Genomic DNA, 24,439 nt, shown 5'->3' on the forward strand with positions numbered 1-24,439 from the left:
TGCACGACAACCATCACAGGAGTTACCCGATGCGGGTTTTATTGGTCGAGGACGCGCCCGGGCTGGGGGAGGCGGTGCGTGAGCAGATCGCCGATGACGGCCACGCCGTTGATTGGGTGCAACGCCTGGAGCATGCTCGCAACAGCGTTCGTACCACGCCTTACGACCTGATCCTGCTGGACCTGATGCTGCCGGACGGTCGCGGCCTGGACTTTTTGCGACAGCAGCGCTCAGCCGGGAACGTGACCCCGGTGATTATCCTGACCGCCCAGGACCAGATATCCGATCGTATCGCCGGCCTCAATGCCGGGGCCGACGACTACCTGATCAAACCGTTCGACCTGTTTGAGCTTTCGGCTCGCGTGGCGGCTGTGGCCCGACGTTACAGCGGCAACCCCAATCCGCAGATCAAGCTCGGCGAACTACAGATCGACATGAACGCACGTACGGTGCAGCGTGCCGGCGCGACCGTGGATCTGACGGCCCGGGAATGGGCGGTGTTCGAAGCCTTTGTTCAGCGCCCCAGCGCGTTGCTGTCTAGGTCGCAGCTCGAAGAGCGCTTGTATGCCTTTGGCGCCGAAATCGAGAGCAACACCATCGAGGTCTATATCAGTCGCCTGCGTAAAAAACTCGGGCGCGACCTGATTGAAACCGTGCGTGGCATGGGTTACCGGTTGATGTCGGTATGAAGTCGTCGTCAAGCCTGCAAAAACGCCTCGGCCTCGGGTTGACGCTGGGTATGACCTTGCTTTGGCTGGGGGCGACCGTCGGTGCCTGGCTGGTGGTACAACATGAGTTGAACGAGGCGTTCGACAGCGCCTTGGAAGAGACCGCACAACGCATCCTGCCGCTGGCCGTGCTGGAAATCAGCAACCGCGAAGCACCCCGTGAGGCGCAGCATGTCGCCACCCTGAAAATACACAAGGAATACCTGACGTACCTGGTGCGTGATGCCAAGGGCGAGATTTTGATGCAGTCCCACGATGCCGACCCGAAGATCTTCAACAAGCAGCCGAGTGAAGGGTTTTCCACCACTGAAAAATACCGCCTGTATGGTGCAAGTGCGTTGCGTGAGACGTTGTTTATCGACATCGCCGAACCTTTGGACCATCGCCGTGAAGCCGCTCGTGAAGCCTTGTTTGCCTTGTTGTTGCCGTTGTTGGCGCTGATACCCATCAGCCTATTGGGCGTCTGGTTATTTGTGCGCATCAGCCTGCGCAGCGTGTTGGCCTATCGTCGTGCCGTGGAGGCGCGTGGTGTGGGCGATCTGTCACCAATCAAAGTGGCACGGCTGCCGGCTGAAATCGACCCGTTGGCCGACGCGGTGAACCATTTGCTTGAGCGTTTGCGCAAGGCGTTGGAGGCCGAGCGCAGCTTTACTGCCAACAGCGCCCACGAACTGCGTACGCCGCTGGCGGCGACGTTGGCGCAGATCCAGCGCCTGCGCCACGAAGCGCCCGAAGGGCCGTTACGCGTGCGGGCGGCGAAAATCGAAAACTCGTTACGGGAGCTGGCGCGGCTCTCGGAAAAACTCATGCAACTGGCCAAGGCCGAGGGCGGCGGGCTGTTGTCCGAAGCGCCCCAAGACCTTATTCCGTTGCTGGCCCATGGGGTTGATGAGTGGAACCACAGCGGTGGGCAGCGCATCGCGTTGCAGTTGCCCAGTCAGGCCAGTGTTTACTCGGCGATTGATCCGGACGCTTTTGGCATCCTGTTGCGTAACCTGATCGAGAATGCGTTGAAGTACGGCGCAGCCGATCAACCGGTCGAGGTCAGCCTCGGCGATCAGGCATTGCTGCGAGTGGTCAACGGCGGCCAGGCGGTGCCAGAGCCGGTGTTGCGGCGCCTGACCGAGCGCTTTGTGCGGGGCAATAGTGACACGAGCGGTTCTGGCCTGGGCTTGGCAATTGCCCAAACAATTGTCCAAGGCGTCGGCGCCAGCATGACCCTGGCCTCACCAGCGACGGGCCGGGATCAAGGGTTTGAGGTGCGCGTCCAGTTTGTACTCATCCCGACAGTTAAAGAATGAGCACATCCTAGCGCACGCTTTTTCGGTTTTTCCGATAGCCAATAAAGAAGTCTAAACGGTGAATTGTAACGGCCATTTGCACCGTCTACACTCCAGCCCATGAAACGCTATCTACGGTTTTGCCTGATTTTCCTGATTAGTTTGGCGCTTCCCCTCAGCGGGATGGCGGGTGTTCAGGCATCGACTGAACCATGCCCGATGAAATCCATGGGCATGGCGATGATCGATGGTATGGGGCAGGATTGCTGCCAAGACATGAAAAGTCCCACCGATTCTGGCAAACCCTGCAAGCCAGGCCAGGAATGCAAAACCGGCGGCATGCTGCAAGTATCAATCATCAAGCCTCCTCTCACCTTGTCCAGCCCTCTCGTTGTGTCCTTCCCCAGCCATATCCTGCTAGTACAAACCCCTTCAGGGGTATGGCGACCGCCCCGTACTTGATTCCTGTACCTCATTGAGCCTCATTCCGCGTAAGCGGGATGGCATATCTGCGCGCATGTTTTATGAAGCGCGCGGTGGATCATCACAGGAATCGTGAACATGAACTCCAAGTGCTATTGCACAGGTTGGTCCCTCGTGGCCGGCCTGGCGGCAAGCATACTGGCATTGCCGAGCCTCGCGGGCGCATTGACACTCGATGAAGCCTTGCGGTTGGCCGAAAACAACGCTCCGTCACTGACCGCCCAAGCCGCCAAATTCCACGCCGCCAGCAGTGCTGCTATTCCAGCCGGCGAACTGCCCGATCCGAAGTTAAAACTCGGCTTGCAGAACTATCCCATTGGCGGCCCCAATCGCTGGAGTATTGACCAGGACTTCATGACCATGCAGATGGTTGGGGTCATGCAGGAAGTACCCAACCGCGACAAACGCCGAGCGCGCATTGACGTTGCCGACGCGGCTGTTGACCGAGCGGCGGCCGAAGGTCGTGTCGAGCGCCTGAACGTCCGTCAGGCCACGGCACTGGCTTGGATCAGCAGCTATTCCATCGAACGTAAAGAGGTCCTGTTCCAGGACTTTTACCAAGAAAATCGTTTGTTGACCGAAACCATTCGGGCACAGATCGCCGGTGGTCGTGCCCAACCTGCCGATGCAGTGACACCCAAGCAGGAGGCGGCTCAATTAGCGGATCAACAGGACGACCTAGTCCGCCTGCGTGCTCAAGCCCGGGCTGCGCTCAAGCGCTGGATTGGGCAGGCGGCCAACGACGAACCCACTGGTGGTTTGCCGCAATGGCCCGTCGAGACTTCAGGTTACACCCGCAAACTGCAACATCACCCCGCGCTGACCGCTTTTGTGCCGATGACTCGCGAGGCGCAAGCCAAGGTGCGTGAAGCCGAAGCGGAAAAGCAGTCCGACTGGAGTTGGGAACTCGATTACCAACACCGTGACCGTCGGTTCGGTGACATGGTCAGCGTGCAGTTCAGTTTCGATCTGCCACTGTTTCCCGACACCCGTCAAAATCCCAAGATCGCTGCCAAGCACGCTGAACTGAACCAATTGGAGGCTGAGCGTGAAGTCATGGTGCGAGAGAAAACCCAGCAACTGGAGGAGGATTTGGCCGAATACGAACGCCTGAATCGTGCCGTGCGCCGCAGTCAGGAAAGCCTGGTACCCCTAGCCAAAGAAAAGGTCGGACTGACCATGGCCAGTTACCGGGCAGGGAAAGGCGACCTAAAGGCTGTCGTCGCAGCTCGACGTGAGCTCATCGAGGCCCGATTCAAACAGGTCGACATCGAAGAACAGCGAGCCCTGACCAATGCGCGCTTGTATTTCAATTACGGTGAAACCAGCCTATGAACACTCGAATATGGAAAACGGCTGTGTTGACTGGCTTGTCGGTTGCCCTAGGCGTTGCAGCCGGCTACTGGTTCGCTCAGCAGCGTATGAGCGCAATGCCTGACGCGCTCGCCGAGCAGAGTCCCAAGACACAAGACCAACGCAAGGTGCTGTATTGGTACGACCCGATGAAGCCGCAGCAGAAATTCGATAAGCCGGGCAAATCGCCCTTCATGGACATGCAACTGGTGCCGCAATACGTTGATGCTGCAACGAACGGCGCAGCCATCAGCATCGATCCAAGCCTGACCCAGAATCTCGGCATGCGCCTGGCGACAGTCACCCGTGGAGTCCTCACTTCCAGCCTGGACGTGGTCGGCGTGCTGGCGTTCAACGAACGGAATGTCGCCGTGGTTCAGGCGCGTACTTCGGGTTTTGTTGAGCGGGTCTATGCCCGTGCTCCCGGCGATGTGCTCAAAGCTAATGCGCCATTGGCGGATATCCTGGTACCGGAATGGGCTGCAGCCCAGGAAGAATTCCTCGCATTGAAGCGCAATGGCGATGCTGACTTGCTGGCGGCTGCACGCCAAAGGTTGCACCTCACCGGGATGCCGACAGCGCTGATTACCCAGGTAGAGCGCAGCGGTAAGGTCCAGCCGAACCTGACGCTCACCAGTCCCATTAGCGGTGTGCTGCAAGAGTTGGATGTACGTATGGGTATGACCGTGATGGCCGGCGAGACTTTGGCTCGAGTTAATGGATTGAGTAGCGTCTGGCTAGCCGTGGCCGTTCCAGAGTCGGAGACGGAATCGATCGTCCTCGGTCAAACGGTCGAAGCACGCCTGCCAGCCTTCCCAGGGACTGTGCTCAGAGGCGTGGTCAGCACGATTCTTCCCGAAACCAATCCGGACAGCCGCACCGTTCGCGTGCGGGTCGAACTGGCCAACCCTAATGGACGACTCAGGCCGGGTATGACGGCGCAGGTACGCCTGAATCGCTCGACTGAGCAAAGCGTGTTGTGGGTGCCGAGCGAGGCGCTCATCCGCACCGGTCGACGCACGCTGGTGATGCTCGCCGAAGACGCGGGTCGCTATCGACCCCTAGAGGTGCAACTCGGGCAGGAAAACGAAGGCAAGACGGTGGTGTTGAAAGGCCTGGAGGAAGGCCAGCAGGTGGTCTCATCAGGTCAGTTCCTGCTCGACTCCGAGGCTAGCCTCAAGGGCATCGTCGCAAGCACGCTGGAAATGCCAGCACCTACAGCCGCTGCCCTTCATGAGTCGCAGGGGCAAGTCCTACAGATCAATAGCAAAGACGTTACGCTCGCCCATGGTCCCTTCAAGACGCTGGGTATGCCGGGCATGACCATGACCTTCCCACTGGCGGACCCTGCGCTCATGCAAGGGCTCAAATTGGGAGACAAGGTTCGGATCGCAGTGAGCCAAACCGATGATGGTTTGCGCGTTGAGCGTCTGGAAAAACTAGGGGGCCAGCCATGATCGCTGCCCTTATCCGCTGGTCTGTGGCCAACCGCTTCCTGGTCCTGCTGGCCACGCTGTTCGTCACTGCCTGGGGCGTCTGGTCGGTTCAGAGCACCCCCATCGATGCACTGCCGGACCTCTCCGATGTTCAGGTAATCATCCGCACCCCCTACGCGGGGCAAGCGCCGCAAATTGTCGAGAACCAGGTGACCTATCCGCTGGCGACCACCATGCTCTCGGTACCGGGAGCGAAAACCGTACGCGGTTACTCCTTCTTCGGCGACAGCTTCGTTTACGTGCTGTTCGAAGACGGTACCGATTTGTATTGGGCTCGCTCACGCGTACTGGAGTATCTGAGCCAGGTACAAAGCCGCTTGCCGGCTACGGCCAAACCGGCCTTGGGACCAGATGCCACCGGGGTGGGCTGGATCTATCAATACGCGCTAGTGGATCGCACCGGTGGCCATGATCTGGCGCAGCTGCGCGCACTTCAGGACTGGTTTCTCAAGTTCGAGCTCAAGACCCTGCCGAACGTGGCAGAAGTAGCCACCGTCGGCGGCATGGTCAAGCAATACCAGGTGCAGCTCGATCCGCTCAAGCTGGCCAGCCTGGGCATCACGCAGTCTGAGGTGACCGAGGCGATTGGCAAGGCCAATCAGGAAACCGGCGGTGCTGTGCTGGAACTGGCGGAGACCGAGTTCATCGTGCGCGCTTCCGGTTACCTGAAGACACTGAATGACTTTCGGGCTATCCCGCTAAAACTCGGGGCTGGTGGCGTGCCAGTGACTCTTGGCGATGTGGCCACAATTCAACTGGGGCCAGAGATGCGTCGTGGTATTAGCGAACTCGACGGCGAAGGTGAAACGGTTGGTGGCGTGGTGATTCTGCGCAGCGGCAAGAATGCTCGAGAAACCATTGCGGCGGTCAAGACCAAACTCGACGAGCTCAAAGGCAGTCTGCCGGCCGGGGTAGAAATCGTCACCACCTACGACCGCAGCAAGCTGATCGACCGTGCCGTGGAAAACCTCAGCCACAAACTGATCGAGGAGTTCATTGTCGTCGCGTTGGTCTGCGGGATATTTCTGTGGCATCTGCGCTCATCGCTGGTAGCCATTATCTCGCTGCCAGTTGGGGTGCTGATTGCCTTCATCGTCATGCGTCACCAAGGGATTAACGCCAACATCATGTCTTTGGGAGGGATTGCCATTGCCATTGGTGCCATGGTCGACGCCGCCGTGGTGATGATCGAAAACGCCCACAAGAAGATCGAGGCCTGGCATGCGGCCCATCCCGACGAGGAACTTAAGGGCGAACATCGCTGGCATGTGATTACCGAAGCCGCGGTTGAGGTAGGGCCGGCGCTGTTCTTCTGTCTGTTGATCATCACCCTGTCGTTCATTCCGGTGTTCACCCTGGAGGCGCAGGAGGGCCGCCTGTTTGGCCCCCTCGCTTTCACCAAGACCTACGCCATGGCGGCGGCGGCCGGACTGTCGGTGACTCTGGTGCCGGTGTTGATGGGCTACTGGATTCGTGGACGAATTCCCACTGAGCAACAGAACCCACTGAACCGTTGGTTGATCAGGATCTATCAGCCGGCCCTGGACGCGGTGCTGCGTCGGCCCAAAATCACCTTGTTGGTTGCACTACTGGTCTTTCTCAGTACGCTTTGGCCGATCTCTCACTTGGGTGGCGAGTTTCTCCCTGCGCTGGACGAGGGTGATCTGCTCTACATGCCTTCCGCCCTGCCGGGGTTGTCGGCGCAGAAGGCGGCGCAACTGCTGCAACAGACCGACCGCCTGATCAAAACGGTGCCCGAAGTCGAACACGTTTTCGGTAAGGCGGGTCGCGCCGAAACCGCCACCGATCCGGCACCGCTGGAGATGTTCGAGACCACCATCCAGTTCAAGCCGCGTGATCAGTGGCGCCCAGGGATGACCCAGGAAAAGCTCGTGGAGGAGCTTGACCGAGTGGTGCGCGTCCCAGGGTTGACCAACATCTGGATACCACCGATTCGTAACCGCATCGACATGCTGGCTACCGGTATCAAAAGCCCGATTGGTGTGAAGGTTGCCGGTACCAACCTGACGGAGATCGATGCCGTCACCCAAGCCGTCGAACGTGTGGCCAAGGACGTGCCAGGTGTCAGTTCAGCGTTGGCCGAACGACTGACCGGTGGCCGTTATATTGACGTAGATATCGATCGTAACGCTGCGGCCCGCTATGGACTGAATATCGCCGATGTGCAGTCGATCGTGGCCGGCGCAATCGGCGGTGAAAACGTCGGGGAGACGATTGAAGGACTGGCTCGTTTCCCAATCAACGTACGTTACCCTCGAGAGTGGCGTGACTCGCTCGGGGCTCTGGAGCAGTTGCCGATTTACACCCCTCTGGGTAGCCAGATCACCCTGGGTACCGTGGCGAAGATCAAGGTCAGCGATGGTCCGCCCATGCTCAAGAGTGAGAACGCTCGACCTTCAGGCTGGGTGTATATCGACGTGCGTGGACGGGATATTGCCTCGGTAGTCGCCGATCTACGCCGGGTAGTCAGTGAGCAAGTGAAGTTGCAACCTGGGATGAGCCTGAGTTACTCAGGACAGTTCGAGTTTCTCGAAAGGGCTAACGCACGACTCAAACGGGTGGTACCTGCCACGCTGTTGATCATCTTCGTGCTGCTCTACCTGACGTTCGCTCGCTTTGATGAAGCGTTGCTGATCATGGCCACTCTGCCATTCGCACTGACTGGAGGGGCCTGGTTTCTCTATCTATTGGGATTCAACCTGTCGGTCGCCACGGGTGTCGGCTTTATCGCCTTGGCCGGTGTTTCTGCCGAATTTGGCGTGATCATGCTGCTCTACCTGAAGAACGCCTGGGCTGAACGTGAAGACCTTGGCGACAGCACTGAGCGCGGGCTGGTGGCTGCGATTCGTGAAGGCGCTGTGCAGCGCGTTCGGCCCAAAGCCATGACCGTGGTCGTTATCATTGCAGGCCTTTTACCTATCTTGTTGGGCAGCGGTACCGGTAGCGAAGTAATGAGCCGCATTGCAGCGCCCATGGTAGGCGGCATGGTCACGGCACCTTTACTTTCTCTGTTTGTCATCCCGGCCGCCTATCGCCTGATGCGCCGTCGGCGCCTCTTAGCTGAACCTGACAAGGAAGTTAATGCGTAAATAGAAAATGTAGAAAACGAGGTCGCATTTGCTGCCTAGTTTTTTAAAGCATCAATTGCTTTTGGAGATCTGGAAACTCAGCCATATCTGTCTCCCTACCTGGCGCTAGGGTTTGAGCGCCAGCTGCCTAGCTGCCTAGCTGCCGGCACCGTCCCTGCCGCGCCTCCTTGAAAATCCACCTAAAAGGGACTAGATATAAAAACGCTACCCTTTGAGACTACGAATATGAAATCCACATTAGCCGCAGAGCTTCGCCAAATCGCCAAATCGCTCCACGACTTATTTCGCTCCGCTGATCTGAGCCATAAAAGAGATCCGATCTGAGATGCGTAAAACCTACAAGACAGAGTCAAAGAAAAATTAAGCGATTCTTCGACTAACTCTTAGGTAGGCTTCAACAGCAATACCACCAGTCGCTTGATACCAAAAGTACAGCGGTACAGCTCAACGGCCAACTCACTAATATCGGCCTTTACGTAGCCATGGCTCACTCTGAGACATATCAGCGATATAGTTCAGCCAGGCTCGTCCGGTGCTACGCCATGTAATCTTCCTCGACAGTGTCAGTAACTTCAGTTCGTACGTAGGTACGCATGACGTGGTCCCAAAGTGGAGAGGTCACGCCGAAATTCTTCTCTATTCCCTTGCGATGATGCAAGTTGTGATTCGCAACCAGCCCAGGAATGAAACGGTAGGCCCAGTGTTGAGGACGGTGCAGCACATAGTGCAACGAGATATAGCAGAAGTAGCCGATCAGCAACCCGGCAAAAACGGAGGTTAAGCCGGTGAGCCAAGCGAGCAATAACAAAACGGCATTCACCGAGTTGGTCTTCCAGCCGGAAATACCGATGTAAGCGAGCACGTCAATATGGTGGGTCCAATGCTCCCGGCGATACAACGAGTGAAACAAGAAACGGTGCGCCGAATACTCGACCAGCGACCATGCTAATAGCCCGGCCAGCGCCTGTCCGGGATGAAAAGGTGCAATGCAGAAAATGAGGAAGACGAACAGCGGAACGGTAAAGAAGTCGAGATAATAGGCAAACGAGGACATCAGCCATTTGTTGGATGTAGCCATGAGTGTCTTTTCCTTATATACAAAATTAACAGAGTTATTTCAAAAATGATTCAGAAACCGAGATGTGTGTGATTCCTGAGCACTTTGTTGCTCTTACACATATTCAACAGCGGCAACGAAGTTCGTTACTCCAGTACCTGGCGTTTAGGCGTCTTGACATAACACCCCTGTGAACCCTCTATTCAACGACGGCTTCAAAGTTATTACCTTTCTGTAGCGACAGTTGTGAAGCCATTTCCATCACGTGTTGCAAGTATTAATTACCGATGAGATCGTTAGCTGAGGTCTGTTCCTGATGAAAACAGGCCATTAGAATAAACTTGAAATAAGAAAGGTCATTCTTTTCATGTGATGCTCCTTAAATTTGGAGTAATGATACTTTTTTAGATGCGGTAGGATCACCAACTGCCGTAAGGAATGCCGAAGCGTTCGATGTATTGTTTCGAATCTTCGGTTTGTTGAAAGTAATGCCCGTTTGATTTACCCAGATACGGGCCTAAAGGCTCGACTTCGACTTGAGCGCGGTTGAAGGCGACTCGGTGTAAACACTCGTCCCACACCCACACTTGAACAATACCGCCGGGGGCAAGTCCCAAGGTCATGCTGGGGTGCCAAGAAGCGGGGCGATCAGGGTATTTGGCGCAGCGTCGAGCGATGGAGTGGCGCATCAGTTGTCGGGCTTCTTCCGGGATCTCTATCCAGCCTTGGTAGGTTTGAGGCTCGACCGAGGACTGCCAGCGCACGAAGACCCGTTTCGGGAGATCGGCGCCGGTGACAAAACTTCCGTTTCCGCCGGTATCCGCCCATCCATGGGCATATTCGATGCCGTCGTTCCGAAAAGCTCCGGTGCCGATAGCGCCGCCGCCTCTGCGTGGAAAGAATCGGTTATTGATATCCACCACCGCGCTCATCTCGACCCAACCCGTCATATACCTTGGTGCAGAAAACCGTAAATCCCACCATGGGTGATGGGGGTCATTTACGCCAGACAATGGGTCTGCGGCTTGGCATCCTGCGATCAGAGCTAGACCCAGTAATGCGACGAGTTTTCTGATAATCATCCGGGATCACCAACTGCCGTAAGGAATGCCGAAGCGTTCGACGTATTGCTTCGAATCTTTGGTTTGTTGAAAGTAATGCCCGTTTGATTTACCCAGATACGGGCCTAAAGGCTCGACTTCGACTTGAGCGCGGTTAAAGGCGACTCGGTGTAAACACTCGTCCCACACCCACACTTGAACAATACCGCCGGGGGCAAGTCCCAAGGTCATGCTGGGGTGCCAGGAAGCGGGGCGATCAGGGTATTTGGCGCAGCGTCGAGCGATGGAGTGGCGCATCAGTTGTCGGGCTTCTTCCGGGATTTCTATCCAGCCTTGGTAGGTTTGGGGCTCAACCGAGGATTGCCAGCGCACGAAGACCCGTTTCGGGAGATCGGCGCCGGTGACAAAACTTCCGTTTCCGCCGGTATCCGACCATCCTCTAGCATCTTCGATATCGTCGTTCTGGAAAACTTCAATACCAATTCCGCCGCCACCTCGGCGTGGGAAGAATCGGTTATTGATATCCACCACCGCGCTCATCTCGACCCAACCCGTCATATAGTACGGTGCAGAAAACCGTAAATCCCACCAAGGGTGATGGGGGTCATTTACGCCAGACAATGGGTCTGCTGCTTGACATCCTGCGATCAGAACTAGCCCCAATAATGCCCACAACTTCTTGATCTTCATCGTTCACCTTTGATTGCGTGTGGGTGTTGGACGCGTATGCCATTTGCAGTTGGTGCATTAAAGTAAAAAAGCTTTAGGCCTGTCCCATCTCGCTTAGTCACGGGGTTGTTCCAATGAGCAGAGGTATGGATATAGCGCCGTTTTAAAAGCGCCTCTTCGGCCGCAGTGGTACCGTACTCACCTGCGACAAACTGGTCACACAGCGACTGGAGCTCTGGGGGAAGGATGTAATCTGGATCTAACTCCTCAATATTGGTAAAGCGTACTTTTTTCTGCTTCGCCAGCTCATGCATAACCCGCAAATAAACTCGCGATAACTCTCCGCGAACTGTTCGCTTGAGTTGCAAGCCCGCAAACACTCTTTTTTGCCGAGGTGCGTGTCGATCCTGTGGGTCGATCGCTAACTCCGTAGAGGGCGGGGTAATAATCTCCAGCATCTCAGCGGGCCAGCCTTTAGCTATCATGTGCATTTTGGCCTGCAGCGCGTCGTGGTAAATGGACGTGGTTTTTACGTCACAGTTTTCCGCGACCGTCAGCGCCTGCATGGGGGTGATCAGCACGCATTCGTCCGCCTCGGCGCGATAGCCGCCTCCAACGTCCGAGTGGACTCCGGGCACGATAATTTCAGGATGATCGGGGCCTATTTTATTAAGGGCGAAATTGTCTCGACACTCGTCGCGGGCTACTAATTGCACCACGTGTCTGAAGTCTGACGGTGGCAACGCGATGTTTAACCCAGGGGTAATTGAACTGCTGATATTCAGCAAGTTACTCAACCCACCCGTAGCCGCCACGGTATCGAACAGGCCAATAAAGCCAATGCGGATGTGTTTTTTGTATTGGCCCATGAATTTCGGGCTGAACGCAATCTTATAGCTGTTGAGCACAACGCCTAAGGGACCGTTGCGAACTTTGGCGACTTCTGTGGCAAAGTGCCTGGCCGCTGCGGCGCCTCGACTGAAACCGAAGACGTCAAAGATGATATGGGTGATTTCGTTGTGGGTATCCAATTCATAAATATCATTAACTACCCGACCTATCGCACCGAAAACCGACTGCACACGTTCTGCCACGCCAGTCTCACCACGCCCGAGGCTTGAACCGAGCTTACTGTCTTTTTCGCCCCCCAAGGTTCCAATGCCGTCGACGTAGATTTTTCGGTAGGCGTACGAACTTTGCTCCCACAGCTCTCCTTGCTCCAACTTTATGGGTGCGTGATAAAGATCATGCAACTTCGCTACATTGCTTAAATCATTCCCATAACTGCTGTCTGGATCCGCCATGTACGGCTTGCAACTGGCGTCGAGGTCTTGCGGCTGAATCGGGTGATGCGCGCCACACATAATGCCTTGCGCGGTGTTGCTGGCGTTATTGCAGGTGCCATCGAAGAACACACCAATGGTCAAGAAGACCGGCACCTTGCTTGCGCGCTCGCGTTTTTTCTGTTCCTCCACCCTGCGATAGACCTCTTGCCGGTGAGCCTCTCCTTGGGCAATTGCCGCCAGGAAGGGCTTTTGCATTTCTTCGCGGGCGGCGAGTTGCTGAGGCGTCATTTCTTTAGGCCGGTTCGCCAAACATACCCGGCAGGAATTGGGGTCGTGTTTTTCCACAAGCGGTACTCCTGAATAACTGTTCAAACACTAGCCGTTTTAGACTGCGCAACTATTTGCGCACTTGTTGCTCAAAATGGCGCACTTAAGACAAATGAGGCTGCTATAGGTGCAACCGCCCCAACACTGAAGTTCAGGCAGTCAGTGTATAGATACATAAGTACTAATAATTTGGTTGCGGAAAAATACGACGATTAAGTGCTTTAGACAAGTGGATTTACGCTATTTATAAAGCTCTAGTTTCCGATGTTTATGCAGGACATTTCCTACAGACAACAGCGAGTTGCAAGTATCGGCAGCCGCTGTAAGAAGTTTCGGCGATTTCACCGGACTCGTCCGACATTAGAAAGTAAAAAATCCTACAGACTTAGTTTTTCATCGCTCTTATCATCCGACCTATCGCCCGAGGTGCCCAGTATGACGTACGATAAATGTAACGTGCTTAACGCAACTCCAACCAATCATCTTGATACAACTCCGCCAAGTGCTGATGCACTTCGGCATGACTACGCTTGCATTAAAGACCGTTGCCTCGGATGACCTATTCAAGCGCACGCTCCGCCTATTACCTTGTTGTGGCTAAAACGCCCATCGCCCAAGACAACTTCTGCGGCGAGGACATCCGGTTTTCAAACGAATACGAAGCGCTGGAGCTTGAACTCAACAAAGCTCAGTCCATGGAAGAGGGCATGAAGGTCGACTGGCAGAAGGTGCTTGACCTGAGCGAAGCGATTTTGCAAACCCAGTCCAAAGACCTGCGTGTAGGGGCGTGGCTGGTGTGGGCGTTGTACCAGAAGGAATCATTTGCCGGTTTGATGGCGGGCGTCGGCATGCTCTATCACCTGTGCCAGCACCATTGGCAGGCGGTTCATCCGCTAAAGGTGCGCACCCGTGCAGCAGCGTTCAGTTGGCTGTTGCCACGTATGGATCAGGTGTTGGTGGAGAGCGTTCCGATCAAGGAGCAATTGCCCTTGTTCCAACTGCTGCTGGAATACCTTCATGGGCTGGAAACATTGCTGACGTTGCATCTGGCGGATGACGCGCCTTTGATGTTGCCGCTGTGTCGGCGCCTGAAGCTGATGATTGATCGCGCCGTTAATAATTTGCCCGGCCCCGTGGAATCCACTGTTGCGCAGATCAAACAGGTGGCTAGCCAACTCTTTGCACCGGGTTCACCCGTCAACAACGAGAAAGAAGCGCAAAAAGCGCTGCGTGGCCAGCAGGAAAATGCCCGCACTTTGTGTGCATGGTGGTTGCGCCAGAAAGCCACCGACATTCGCGCTTTGCGCCTCAACCGGACATTGCTGTGGCTGCCTATCGATACGCTTCCCGAACGCAACGCTGAGCAGGTCACCGCGCTGCGAGGGCCGCCGGCAGACAAACTAAAAACCTATCAGGACCGCTTTTCTCAAGGGGCGTACGCCGATCTGCTGGTGGACCTTGAGGCAAGTATTTCTGCATCGCCGTTCTGGTTCGACGGTCAGCGTATGGCCTGGGAGTGTCAGCAGGGGCTTAACGCGGACCTCGCCATGCGCGAAGTGGAGTTGCAGTTCTCACTGTTCTTACAGCGCCTGCCCGCAGTGGTTGATCTGAAGTTTCATGACGGCGTGCCCTTCGCCGATGCCGAAACCCGTAGTTGGATCAGCGCCCACGTTTTAGTGCATCTCCAAGCTGCCAGCTCGCCGATGACAGTACAAAGCGACAGTCAGCACGCGGCTTGGGAAGAGGCTTACGAAGAGGCGTTGCCCATTTTGCGAAGGGATGGGCTCAAACCTGCCGTGCAACTTCTCAAGCAGGGGCTACAGGCTGCTCAGGGAGGGCGGGTGCGGTTCTTCTGGCAACTGAGCCTCGCTCGCTTGTGCCATCAGGCCAAGAAATACGACTTGGCCAAAGCTCAGCTTGAAATCCTCGATCAACAATTATTGAGCTCCGGACTTGCGGCCTGGGAGCCGGACCTCGCACTGCAAGTTTTGCATCTGTTGTACCGCTGCTGCGAGTTGTTGCCACAGAACGCCCTGTTGCGCGAGCGCAAGGACGACATCTTTCAACGGCTTTGCCACCTCGATATCGAAGTCGCACTGCCCTAGGCCTTCGGGTCATCACTGTAGAGGAGAAAACTCATGGCCAAAGAAGGCTCCATAGCCCCCAAGGAACGCATCAACGTCACGTTCAAACCGGCGACCGGTAACGCTCAGGAGGAGATTGAGTTGCCGCTGAAGTTGATGGTGCTGGGGGATTTCACCCATCGAGCAGATGAACGCAAGGTTGAAGACCGCAAGCCCATCAGTATCGACAAAAACAGCTTCGACGAGGTGCTGAGCAAGCAAAAACTCAACATGACGCTGAGCGTACTGAACCGTCTTCAAGACGAGGGTGGCTCCGATGAACTGGCGATCAACCTTGCCTTTGACTCCATGAAGGATTTCAACCCGGCCAGCCTGATCGAGCAGATTCCAGAGCTGAAAAAGTTGATGGAATTGCGTGATGCATTGGTCGCTCTGAAAGGGCCATTGGGTAATGCGCCGGCTTTTCGCAAAGCAATCGAAAGCGTTCTAAAAGACGACGAATCGCGCAGCCGAGTGCTGGGCGAGCTTGAAATGAACGCAGCTGCAAAACCGGACGCTTAAGCCGTTAACGCACAGGAAGCCAATATTATGAGCACCAAAGCTTCATCCCAAAATACCACCGAAACAGCAGAGAGCGGCATTCTCGACCGGATTATTGCGGAGACTAAACTGACGCCCAGTGATGATGCTTACGGCATTGCCAAGCGTGGTGTGGCGGCGTTCATCGTAGAGTTGCTAAAACCGCAAAACGATGGCGAGCCAGTCAAGAAGGCGATGGTTGATCGCATGATCGCCGAGATCGATGCCAAGCTCAGTCTTCAAATGGATGAGATTCTTCACCATGTCGATTTCCAGGCATTGGAAGCGTCGTGGCGTGGGCTGAAATTGCTGGTGGATCGCACCGACTTCCGCGAAAACAACAAAATCGAGATCCTCAACGTTTCCAAGCAAGACTTGCTGGACGACTTCGAAGATTCGCCGGAGATCAATCAATCCGGGCTTTATAAGCACGTCTACACGGCTGAATACGGACAGTTTGGCGGTGAGCCAGTGGGGGCAATTATTGCCAACTACTTCTTCTCGCCCAGCTCGCCAGATGTTAAGACCATGCAGTACGTCGCCAGCATTGCGTGCATGGCACACGCTCCGTTTATTGCCGCTGCCGGCCCTCAATTTTTCGGACTGGAAAGCTTCACAGGCTTACCTAACGTAAAAGACCTCAAGGACCACTTTTCAGGCCCGCACTTTTCCAAATGGCAGAGCTTCCGGGTGCAGGAAGACGCACGCTATGTCGCCCTGACCGTGCCGCGATTCTTGCTGCGTAACCCCTACGATCCCGAAGAAAATCCGGTCAAAAGCTTTGTCTACAAAGAAAATGTAGCCAACAGCCACGAACATTATCTGTGGGGCAATACGGCTTATACCTTCGCCACCAAACTCACCGACAGCTTCGCTAAATTCCGCTGGTGTCCGAACATTATTGGTCCCCAAAGCGGCGGCGCCGTGGAAGATCTGCCGTTGCATCACTTCCAGAGCATGGGTGAAATCGAGACCAAAATTCCGACCGAAGTGCTGGTATCTGATCGCCGCGAGTACGAATTGGCAGAGGAAGGTTTTATCTCTCTGACCATGCGTAAAGGCAGCGATAACGCGGCGTTCTTCTCCGCCAGCTCGGTGCAAAAACCCAAACTTTTCGGCATTAGCGAAGAAGGCAAAACAGCCGAATTGAATTACAAGCTCGGCACGCAGCTGCCGTATATGTTCATCATCAATCGCCTGGCGCACTACATCAAAGTGTTGCAGCGCGAGCAACTGGGCTCTTGGAAAGAACGCACCGACCTTGAGCAAGAGTTGAACAAGTGGATTCGTCAGTACGTGGCTGACCAGGAAAATCCAAGCGCTGATGTTAGGGGGCGCCGCCCACTACGAGCTGCACAGGTCATCGTGACTGATGTTGAAGGCGAACCTGGCTGGTACCGCGTTAGTTTGAACGTGCGGCCGCACTTCAAATACATGGGCGCAGATTTCACCTTGTCGCTGGTCGGCAAGCTGGAAAAAGAGTGAGCAGGGCATAGTTCATGACGACATACGGCAGTCTTTTCGAACGTCTTGGTGGAGCTCCTGCCGAGCAAAGCAAAAACCGCGAGGAAGCCACCAGGGATTCGGTAACTGCCCACCTGTCTAAAATGCTCAGTACCCGTGCGGGCAGCGTACTAGCGCTGCCCGACTACGGGATGCCGGATCTGAACAATATGAGCGTGAGCCTCCACGATGCCTTGACTCAGGGTGCGCAGGTCATAAAGCGCTTCATTGAAGTCTACGAACCGCGCCTCAGCGAAGTCCAGCTCGTCTCCACGCCCAATGGCGTCAACCCTCTGAAACTTGGGTTCTCCATTGAAGCCCAGTTGGAGGTGGATGGCATCAAGTCGTCGGTGTTGTTGTCCGCCAAGTTGACTGGTGGCGGACACATCACGGTCAAGTAACGAAGTTCTACCCATATACCAGCGTGTTCCACGTGGAACCTTCCAGCGGAGCACGCCTAACGCTTTACCCCAATCACACAGCACTCGTGCAGGAAGCTCATCGCCCGTGTCTTTTAACCAGTACTACCAAAGCGAACTGAACGCGTTACGTCAGTTGGGCGGTGTTTTCGCTGAGCGTAATCCGGCGTTGGCGCATTTTTTGGGACAGGGCGGAAGCGATCCCGACGTGGAACGTCTGCTTGAAGGCTTTGCGTTTCTGACGGGGCGTTTGAGAGAAAAGCTCGAAGATGATTTGCCCGAGCTGACGCATTCGCTGATGTACCTGCTGTGGCCGAACTACATGCGCCCGCTGCCCTCGTTCAGCATGTTGCAGTTTGAGCCGCTGGCTCAAGCGGGCCCGGCGATCATAGCCGCCCGCGATACCCTAGTTAAAGGCAAGCCGGTCGAAGGGGTGAGCTGTAATTTTCGTACGTGTTATGCCACTGAAGTTCAGGCGCTGAAACTGGCTGACTTGAGTTACTCAGAGAACGGCGAAGGCGCGCTTTTGACACTGCGGTTGGAAGTTTCCGGTAATGGCCATCTGGGAGATTTGAAGCTGAGCCGTCTCAGGCTGCATTTTGCGGGCATGCCCTACATTAGCCAGACGCTTTATCTGAGCTTGCTGCGTTATCTGGGTGGTGTTGAGGTGCATCTTCTGGGCAATGACGTCGATAGCCTGCTGACTCAGCGCCGCGAGGATGTTGTGCTAACGCTACCTGCTAACTGCATCCAGCCTGTCGGTTTTGCAGAAGAAGAATCACTGATTCCTTACCCGCTGAATACCTTCCGTGGTTATCGCTACCTCCAGGAATATTTCGCGTTTCAAGAGAAGTTTCTATTCGTTGATATTTCTGGTCTGAATGCTCTTCAAAGCTTGTCGGAAGACATTCTCAAAGGCACCACAGGCATCGAGCTGCAGTTCTCCATCACCAAAAACGGTATGGAGCGCCAGCGCCCGACGGTCGACAACGTAAAGTTGTATTGCACGCCCATCGTTAACCTGTTCAAGCACGATGCAGTACCTATCCGTTTCGACGCGAAGGAGGACGAATACCTTCTGCTTCCACATGAATCGAGTCGAGGTCACTGTGGCGTTTTCTCCGTTGACGCCGTGGCGGCAAGCGAGGGCGGCGGGAAGGTTAATAATTTTGTGCCATTTGAGTCCTTCGAGCATGACTCCAGCTTCGACGGCGGTAATGCGTCTCCGCATTACAGCGTTCGACAGCGACCGTCCATGGCCCATGAAGGCGTAGATACTTACCTGAGTTTTGGCACTCAAGACATTGATCGTTTTTCGACGGTCTCCGTGGACCTGACCTGTACCAATCAAAACCTTCCGCGCCGGCTCAAAGTTGGCGATATTGCTAACAGCAAAGAAACCTCGGAAACGCTGATCTTCCGCAACATCCTCGTGCCGACGTCCAGTTATGCCCCGCCGCTGAACCGCGACTTCCTGTGGAAGCTGATCAGCAACATGTCCCTGAACTACGTGTCGTTGGCCAACGTCAACGCGCTGAAGGTCATTCTCGAAACCTACGATCTGCCGCGTTATTACGACCAAAAAGCCCGCAACGTCAGCAAAACCCTACTCGACGGCCTGAAGTCCATCAGCCATCAGCACGTTGATCGGTTGCATCGCGGGCTGCCCGTCCGTGGCTTACGTACCGAACTGTTGATAGACCCAACTAGCTATGTCGGCGAAGGCGATTTGTTTCTCTTTGCCTCGATTCTCAACGAGTTCTTTGCGCTCTACGCCAGCCTCAATTCGTACCACGAACTACATGTGCAAAGCACACAAGGGGAGGTGTACCAATGGGCACCGAGAATGGGCCTGCAACCCCTGCTTTAAGCGGGTTGAGCCTGGCTATACGCGAATATTCGGTTTTTCAGGCCGTGCCTCAGGTCATGGCACGGCTGCGCGACTCCAACCCCCAAATGACCGAAGAGCAGCTTTACGATTTGGTGGAGTTTCAGGCGAATCCAAGCTTTGGTTTTGCCAGCAGCGACATCGATAGCGTGGAGTTCTTCAACGAGCGGGGCAGGCTTCGCGCACGGGTGCGTCTAAACATGATCAGCCTGGTAGGCGCCGGTTCTCCGCTGCCCGCCTTTTATGGCGAGCAAGCGGAGGAGGACAGTACAAGGGGGCGTTCGACCCGTGATTTCCTCGACTTGTTTCATCATCGGTTGCAACGTCTGCTGCTGCCCACTTGGCGCAAATATCGCTATCACGCGCGCTTCGAACTCGGGGCCGTGGACCCATTTTCCGCGAACCTCTTCGCACTGATTGGGCTTGGGAGCGAGGCGATACGCGAGACTACCGAGCTGAACTGGAAGCGCCTATTGCCCTATTTGGGTCTGCTCAGCCTGCGTGCCCACTCCGCCGCACTTATCGAATCCGTTTTGCGTTACTACTTCAAGCACGCCGAATTGACCATTGAACAGTGCATCGAGCGTTCGGTACGGATTCGCGATGAGCAACGCAATCGGCTGGGCATGGCGAACAGTCGCTTGGGCGAAGACCTGGTGTTGGGTGAGTACGTGCGTGATCGCAGCAGCAAATTCCGCGTGCACATCCGCGAGCTGGATTGGCAACACTTCCACGATTTCCTGCCCAACGGATCCGGCTATCAGCCGCTGTGCGCGCTGGTGCGGTTCACCCTGCGCGACCCCCTCGATTACGACATTCGTTTGGTACTGCGCCATGAAGAAATTCACGAGCTGCGCCTCGACGAACAGAACCCCTGCCGCCTCGGCTGGACCAGTTGGCTTGGACGCGAATATGCCGATGGCATCGTCACCCTCGGCAGCAAAACTCATTAAGGACGCCTGATTATGATTAACGTAGACCTGCAACAACTCATCCAGGCCTTGGACGCTGAAAGCCGTCGAGAGCTGGAAGGGTCCGCCGAACGGTGCGTGGCCCGCAACGGCAGCAAAATTCTGATTGAAGACCTGTTGCTGGCACTCCTGGAACGGCCCCAAGGCTTATTAAGCCGGGCCTTGCTGGACGCTGAAGTCGATGCCGGAGAATTAGCTGCTGCGCTGCAGCCGCGAGATGAACAGAGTGCTTCTCGCAATCCGGTGTTCGCGCCCGAACTGGTGCAATGGCTGCAAGACGCGTTGCTGGTTGCCACGCTGGAGCTTGGACAAAGTCATGTGGGACAGGCGGCGTTGATTCTGGCATTGCTGCGCAACCCGATGCGTTACGCAGGCAGCCGTTACCAGCCGCTCATGGCTAAATTGAATGCTGACCGATTGCGTGATTTCGCGCTGTCTGAACAAGCAGAGCCAGCGGCTGGAAAACCCGCTGCCCCCGGCGAGTCGCTGTTGGCCCGATTCACCCACAACCTCACCCAGCAGGCACGGGAAGGCAAGCTCGATCCGGTGCTGTGCCGCGACGACGCGATCCGGCAGATGATCGATATTCTGGCTCGCCGTCGGAAAAACAACCCCATCGTGGTCGGCGAAGCCGGTGTAGGCAAAACTGCCATCGTTGAAGGACTGGCGTTGCGCATCGCCCGAGGCGAAGTGCCTCAAGCCTTGAAAGGTGTCGAACTGCTGTCGCTGGACATGGGTTTGTTGCAGGCGGGCGCCAGCGTCAAAGGCGAGTTCGAACGGCGCCTTAAGGGCGTGATTGACGAAGTCAAAGCGTCGCCCAAGCCGATCACGCTGTTCATTGATGAGGCCCACACCTTGATCGGTGCTGGCGGGCAAGCAGGCGGTTCCGATGCCGCCAACTTATTGAAACCAGCACTGGCCCGTGGTGAGTTGCGCACGATTGCGGCAACGACATGGGCTGAATATAAAAAATATTTTGAAAAAGACCCAGCGCTGGCGCGACGCTTCCAGCCTGTTCGGCTAAATGAGCCGACAGTCACCGAGGCCATCACGATACTGCGCGGGTTAGCGCCTATCTATGAGAAGAGTCACGGCATTTATCTACGTGACGATGCGGTTGTGGCTGCCGCTGAGTTATCCGCGCGTTATCTGTCGGGCCGTCTCCTGCCAGACAAGGCGGTGGACGTACTCGATACCGCCTGCGCTCGTGTGCGCATCAGTCTGGCGACACCGCCCGAACGCCTGGAAAAACTACGCAGTGAATTAGCCGAAGGCGGGCGTCAGTGCCATGCATTACGTCGGGATGCCGAGGTCGGATTACGCATCGATCTGGACGCATTAAACGCGCTGGAAGGCCGTCTTGAAGAGGCCGAGGGCGAGCAGCGCATCGTAGAACAATCGTGGGATGAGCAACGAAAACTGGCTGAGCGCTTGCTTGAGCTGCGCCAGCAATTGGCCCTCGCTCGCGATGGCGAAAGCGATTCAAGTGAAGCCAACGCGCTTGAACTCAAGGCGCTCGAGACCGAACTGCACAGTGTTCATGGCGCCTTGAGCGCTGCCCATGCGGTCGAGCGGCTGGTCAGTTTCGAAGTGTGTCCGCGTCAAGTCGCCGAAGTCATCAGTGCTTGGACCGGTGTGCCGCTCGCGCAATTGGCGCGAGAGCACAACACCCGAGTCAGCACCTTTGCCAGTGACCTAAGGCTACGTATTCGGGGTCAAGACCAAGCTGTAAGCGCGTTGGACCGCTCGATGCGCGCCACCGCAGCCGGGCTGAACAAGCCTGATGCACCGGTCGGAGTGTTTTTGCTGGTAGGGCCAAGTGGCGTCGGAAAAACCGAAACGGCGCTGGTGCTGGCGGACTTGTTGTACGGCGGAGATCGCTTCATCACCACCATCAACATGTCCGAGTTTCAGGAAAAACACACCGTTTCTCGCTTGATCGGTGCGCCACCGGGTTATGTCGGTTATGGCGAAGGCGGCATGCTGACCGAAGCCGTGCGGCAGAAACCCTATTCAGTGGTGCTGCTCGACGAAGTGGAAAAAGCCGACCCCGATGTGCTGAACCTCTTCTACCAGATCTTCGACAAAGGCATCGTCAACGACGGCGAAGGCCGTGAAATCGACTTCCGCAACACGTTGATCCTGATGACATCCAACCTCGCCAGCGACCGCATCGAGGCGTTGTGTCGCAACGGCAATCGCCCAACCGCCGAGGTCCTGGAGGAGAGCATTCGACCAGTGCTCAGCCAGCATTTCAAGCCGGCGCTGCTGGCGCGAATGCGGGTGGTGCCTTACTACCCGGTCAGCGGCCCGGTGCTGCGCGAATTGATCGAGATCAAATTGCAGCGTCTGGGTGAACGGCTGGCGCGGCGTCAACTGGGCTTCAGCCATTCTCAGATATTGGTCGATCACTTGGCGCAGCGCTGCACCCAAAGTGACAGCGGCGCGCGTCTTATCGATTACTTGCTGGACTCACATGTGTTGCCCTTGGTGGCGGACCGCTTGCTCGATGCCATGGCCAGCGGCGAAACACTCAAAAGCGTCCACGCTACCCTGGACGAGCATGACGCTGTTGCGTGTGAATTCGCATGAGGTGGTCGTGATGTTTTCACAAGTGCCTGAGCCGCTGCGTTATGCCCATGACCTGTTGGCGCAATTCGCTCGGCTTTCAAGAGCGGCTGACGGCGCGACGTTGTTAGGTGATTTCGTACGAGCTTCGGTCGAACTCAGTGCGTGTGAAATCAGCCAGTTGTATCTGCTGGACGCTACCCACACCCGTCTCGTTTTGAATGCGGAATACTGGCAGGGGCTGTTGCAGCCGCGTGCCGCGTCCAGCTTGCCGACGGACTATGACGGCGAGCAATTGCTGCAGTACGCGTTATGTCAGAACAAGGTGGTCAGCCTGTGCAACCTGAGCGCCAGCTTGCAAGAGACGACGTTTCTTCCGGCCGGTCCGCGCCCCTGGCAATCGTTGTTGTGTGTGCCGTTGCTTGATCAACACAACGCCGTCAGCGGTTTGTTGGTGTGCGCTAGCCGCAAGCATCTCGAACTTCAGGGGTTCGCTGACTCGTTGGGGCAATTCGGTTCCTTCGTGCTCGGGCAACTGCGTCTGTTGCAGCGTTCGAGGCGCCTCATCGAGACGTCCTCATCGCTGACCGATGCCGTGCCGATGGCCAGTGGCTATGGACTGATTGGCAGAAGCCCAGCCATGCGCGAAACCTGTCGCTTGATGGGCAAAGTGCTGAACAACCCTTATACCGTCCTTCTCTTGGGCGAAACCGGGACCGGTAAGGAAGTGGTTGCTCGGGCTATTCACGAAAATGGCCCGCGTCGATCCAAGGCATTCATCGTTCAAAACTGCGCCGCGTTTCCAGAGAGCCTGTTGGAAAGTGAACTGTTTGGCTACCGCAAAGGCGCCTTCACCGGCGCCGACCGTGACCGTGTCGGCCTGTTCGATGCCGCTGATGGTGGAACGCTATTGCTCGATGAGATCGGCGACATGCCTCTGTCACTGCAAGCCAAGCTGTTGCGTGTGTTGCAGGAGGGCGAAGTCCGTCCGTTGGGCTCCAATGACACTCACAAAATCGACGTCCGGATCATCGCCGCCACTCACCGCGACCTTGTGGCACAGGTGGCCGCCGGGCGTTTTCGCGAGGACTTGTATTACCGTCTCGCGCAATTTCCTATCGAGCTGCCCGCCCTGCGTGATCGAGGAGGCGACGCGCTGGACCTGGCGCGCCATTTCGCCGATCACGCCTGCACCTTTCTCAAGCGTGACCCAGTGAAGTGGTCCGATGGGGCCTTTGACCAACTCTGCCAATACGCCTTTCCCGGCAATGTTCGCGAACTCAAGGCGTTGGTCGAACGAGCGATTTTGCTCTGCGACGGCGACGTACTACTCCCCGAACATTTCGTGTTGCGTCGCGACCTGGAACCCAGCGATAGCAGCTTGAACCTGCGCCCTCGTCTGGAGCAGATCGAGCGGGGCCTGTTGCTCGATTGCCTGCGCAAAACGGGTGGCAATCAAACCGTGGCTGCCCGCCAGCTCGGGTTGGCGCGCCGCACGCTGCTGTACCGCATGGAACGCCTGAATATTCGCTCTAGCGATGTTTCGCTCTGAGCGCTCTATGTCGACCTCACTTAAC

At 56.1% G+C, this 24,439-nt stretch carries 18 protein-coding genes; 14 read left to right on the top strand and 4 right to left on the bottom strand.

Going from position 1 to position 24,439, the window contains the following annotated elements:
• The first annotated feature begins 29 nt into the window (after positions 1–29).
• The 6 genes from RHM65_RS06255 to RHM65_RS06280 all read left to right on the top strand — a co-directional run bounded on the left by RHM65_RS06255 (position 30) and on the right by RHM65_RS06280 (position 8,450).
• On the top strand, positions 30–689 hold the full coding sequence (locus RHM65_RS06255) for a response regulator transcription factor (protein ID WP_322166804.1): 660 nt from the start codon (positions 30–32) through the stop codon (positions 687–689).
• Positions 686–2,029 (top strand): HAMP domain-containing sensor histidine kinase, encoded by a 1,344-nt coding sequence (locus RHM65_RS06260; RefSeq protein ID WP_322184497.1) that lies wholly within the window; start codon positions 686–688, stop codon positions 2,027–2,029. Before RHM65_RS06255 ends, RHM65_RS06260 begins: the two co-directional genes overlap by 4 nt.
• A gap of 99 nt (positions 2,030–2,128) precedes the next feature.
• Entirely contained in the window at positions 2,129–2,470 is a 342-nt protein-coding gene (locus RHM65_RS06265) for a hypothetical protein (RefSeq protein ID WP_322184498.1), read from the top strand.
• Between the two features lie 99 nt (positions 2,471–2,569).
• Positions 2,570–3,826 (top strand): TolC family protein, encoded by a 1,257-nt coding sequence (locus RHM65_RS06270; RefSeq protein ID WP_322184499.1) that lies wholly within the window; start codon positions 2,570–2,572, stop codon positions 3,824–3,826.
• On the top strand, positions 3,823–5,301 hold the full coding sequence (locus RHM65_RS06275; RefSeq protein WP_322184500.1) for an efflux RND transporter periplasmic adaptor subunit: 1,479 nt from the start codon (positions 3,823–3,825) through the stop codon (positions 5,299–5,301). Before RHM65_RS06270 ends, RHM65_RS06275 begins: the two co-directional genes overlap by 4 nt.
• On the top strand, positions 5,298–8,450 hold the full coding sequence (locus RHM65_RS06280) for an efflux RND transporter permease subunit (protein ID WP_322166799.1): 3,153 nt from the start codon (positions 5,298–5,300) through the stop codon (positions 8,448–8,450). Before RHM65_RS06275 ends, RHM65_RS06280 begins: the two co-directional genes overlap by 4 nt.
• 535 nt (positions 8,451–8,985) lie before the next feature.
• On the opposite strand, the gene RHM65_RS06285 is transcribed toward RHM65_RS06280, so the two are convergent.
• From RHM65_RS06285 to RHM65_RS06300, 4 genes are all read right to left on the bottom strand, one after another.
• The gene (locus RHM65_RS06285) at positions 8,986–9,528 is read right to left on the bottom strand and encodes a sterol desaturase family protein (RefSeq protein WP_322166798.1); all 543 of its coding nucleotides are present in this window, start codon (positions 9,526–9,528) and stop codon (positions 8,986–8,988) included.
• A 398-nt stretch (positions 9,529–9,926) separates the two neighbouring features.
• A complete protein-coding gene (locus tag RHM65_RS06290; RefSeq protein ID WP_322171291.1) occupies positions 9,927–10,583 on the bottom strand; it encodes a DUF2931 family protein in 657 nt (218 codons plus the stop codon).
• A 12-nt stretch (positions 10,584–10,595) separates the two neighbouring features.
• Complete coding sequence (locus RHM65_RS06295; protein WP_322171288.1) at positions 10,596–11,252, bottom strand: DUF2931 family protein; 657 nt, start codon at positions 11,250–11,252, stop codon at positions 10,596–10,598.
• Between the two features lie 2 nt (positions 11,253–11,254).
• Complete coding sequence (locus RHM65_RS06300; RefSeq protein ID WP_322184501.1) at positions 11,255–12,868, bottom strand: T6SS phospholipase effector Tle1-like catalytic domain-containing protein; 1,614 nt, start codon at positions 12,866–12,868, stop codon at positions 11,255–11,257.
• Positions 12,869–13,404: 536 nt separating this feature from the next.
• Here RHM65_RS06300 and tssA point away from each other — a divergent pair.
• The 8 genes from tssA (at position 13,405) to RHM65_RS06340 (ending at position 24,414) form a co-directional block, all read left to right on the top strand.
• Positions 13,405–14,955 (top strand): type VI secretion system protein TssA, encoded by a 1,551-nt coding sequence (gene tssA, locus RHM65_RS06305; RefSeq protein ID WP_322166796.1) that lies wholly within the window; start codon positions 13,405–13,407, stop codon positions 14,953–14,955.
• 33 nt (positions 14,956–14,988) lie between these two features.
• Entirely contained in the window at positions 14,989–15,495 is a 507-nt protein-coding gene (gene tssB / locus RHM65_RS06310; RefSeq protein WP_322166795.1) for a type VI secretion system contractile sheath small subunit, read from the top strand.
• 27 nt (positions 15,496–15,522) lie between these two features.
• Positions 15,523–16,998 (top strand): type VI secretion system contractile sheath large subunit, encoded by a 1,476-nt coding sequence (gene tssC, locus RHM65_RS06315; protein WP_322166794.1) that lies wholly within the window; start codon positions 15,523–15,525, stop codon positions 16,996–16,998.
• Between the two features lie 14 nt (positions 16,999–17,012).
• The gene (gene tssE / locus RHM65_RS06320; RefSeq protein WP_322166793.1) at positions 17,013–17,417 is read left to right on the top strand and encodes a type VI secretion system baseplate subunit TssE; all 405 of its coding nucleotides are present in this window, start codon (positions 17,013–17,015) and stop codon (positions 17,415–17,417) included.
• A 106-nt stretch (positions 17,418–17,523) separates the two neighbouring features.
• A complete protein-coding gene (tssF, locus tag RHM65_RS06325; RefSeq protein WP_322166792.1) occupies positions 17,524–19,305 on the top strand; it encodes a type VI secretion system baseplate subunit TssF in 1,782 nt (593 codons plus the stop codon).
• Positions 19,269–20,276: a type VI secretion system baseplate subunit TssG gene (tssG, locus tag RHM65_RS06330; RefSeq protein ID WP_322184502.1), complete on the top strand. Its 1,008-nt coding sequence runs from the start codon at positions 19,269–19,271 to the stop codon at positions 20,274–20,276. The genes tssF and tssG overlap by 37 nt, the downstream gene beginning before the upstream one ends.
• A gap of 6 nt (positions 20,277–20,282) precedes the next feature.
• Positions 20,283–22,886: a type VI secretion system ATPase TssH gene (gene tssH / locus RHM65_RS06335; protein ID WP_322171286.1), complete on the top strand. Its 2,604-nt coding sequence runs from the start codon at positions 20,283–20,285 to the stop codon at positions 22,884–22,886.
• A 10-nt stretch (positions 22,887–22,896) separates the two neighbouring features.
• The gene (locus tag RHM65_RS06340; RefSeq protein WP_322166790.1) at positions 22,897–24,414 is read left to right on the top strand and encodes a sigma-54 interaction domain-containing protein; all 1,518 of its coding nucleotides are present in this window, start codon (positions 22,897–22,899) and stop codon (positions 24,412–24,414) included.
• The last annotated feature ends 25 nt before the right edge of the window (positions 24,415–24,439 follow it).

It is taken from the genome of Pseudomonas sp. CCI4.2 (assembly GCF_034350045.1).
Taxonomy (GTDB): domain Bacteria; phylum Pseudomonadota; class Gammaproteobacteria; order Pseudomonadales; family Pseudomonadaceae; genus Aquipseudomonas.

Bases quoted from the DNA above. Each gene is read 5' to 3' on its own strand.
- RHM65_RS06255 (WP_322166804.1), top strand. From the start codon at position 30: ATGCGGGTTTTATTGGTCGAGGACGCGCCCGGGCTGGGGGAGGCGGTG.
- RHM65_RS06260 (WP_322184497.1), top strand. From the start codon at position 686: ATGAAGTCGTCGTCAAGCCTGCAAAAACGCCTCGGCCTCGGGTTGACG.
- RHM65_RS06265 (WP_322184498.1), top strand. From the start codon at position 2,129: ATGAAACGCTATCTACGGTTTTGCCTGATTTTCCTGATTAGTTTGGCG.
- RHM65_RS06270 (WP_322184499.1), top strand. From the start codon at position 2,570: ATGAACTCCAAGTGCTATTGCACAGGTTGGTCCCTCGTGGCCGGCCTG.
- RHM65_RS06275 (WP_322184500.1), top strand. From the start codon at position 3,823: ATGAACACTCGAATATGGAAAACGGCTGTGTTGACTGGCTTGTCGGTT.
- RHM65_RS06280 (WP_322166799.1), top strand. From the start codon at position 5,298: ATGATCGCTGCCCTTATCCGCTGGTCTGTGGCCAACCGCTTCCTGGTC.
- RHM65_RS06285 (WP_322166798.1), bottom strand. From the start codon at position 9,528: ATGGCTACATCCAACAAATGGCTGATGTCCTCGTTTGCCTATTATCTC.
- tssA (WP_322166796.1), top strand. From the start codon at position 13,405: ATGACCTATTCAAGCGCACGCTCCGCCTATTACCTTGTTGTGGCTAAA.
- tssB (WP_322166795.1), top strand. From the start codon at position 14,989: ATGGCCAAAGAAGGCTCCATAGCCCCCAAGGAACGCATCAACGTCACG.
- tssC (WP_322166794.1), top strand. From the start codon at position 15,523: ATGAGCACCAAAGCTTCATCCCAAAATACCACCGAAACAGCAGAGAGC.
- tssE (WP_322166793.1), top strand. From the start codon at position 17,013: ATGACGACATACGGCAGTCTTTTCGAACGTCTTGGTGGAGCTCCTGCC.
- tssG (WP_322184502.1), top strand. From the start codon at position 19,269: ATGGGCACCGAGAATGGGCCTGCAACCCCTGCTTTAAGCGGGTTGAGC.
- RHM65_RS06340 (WP_322166790.1), top strand. From the start codon at position 22,897: ATGTTTTCACAAGTGCCTGAGCCGCTGCGTTATGCCCATGACCTGTTG.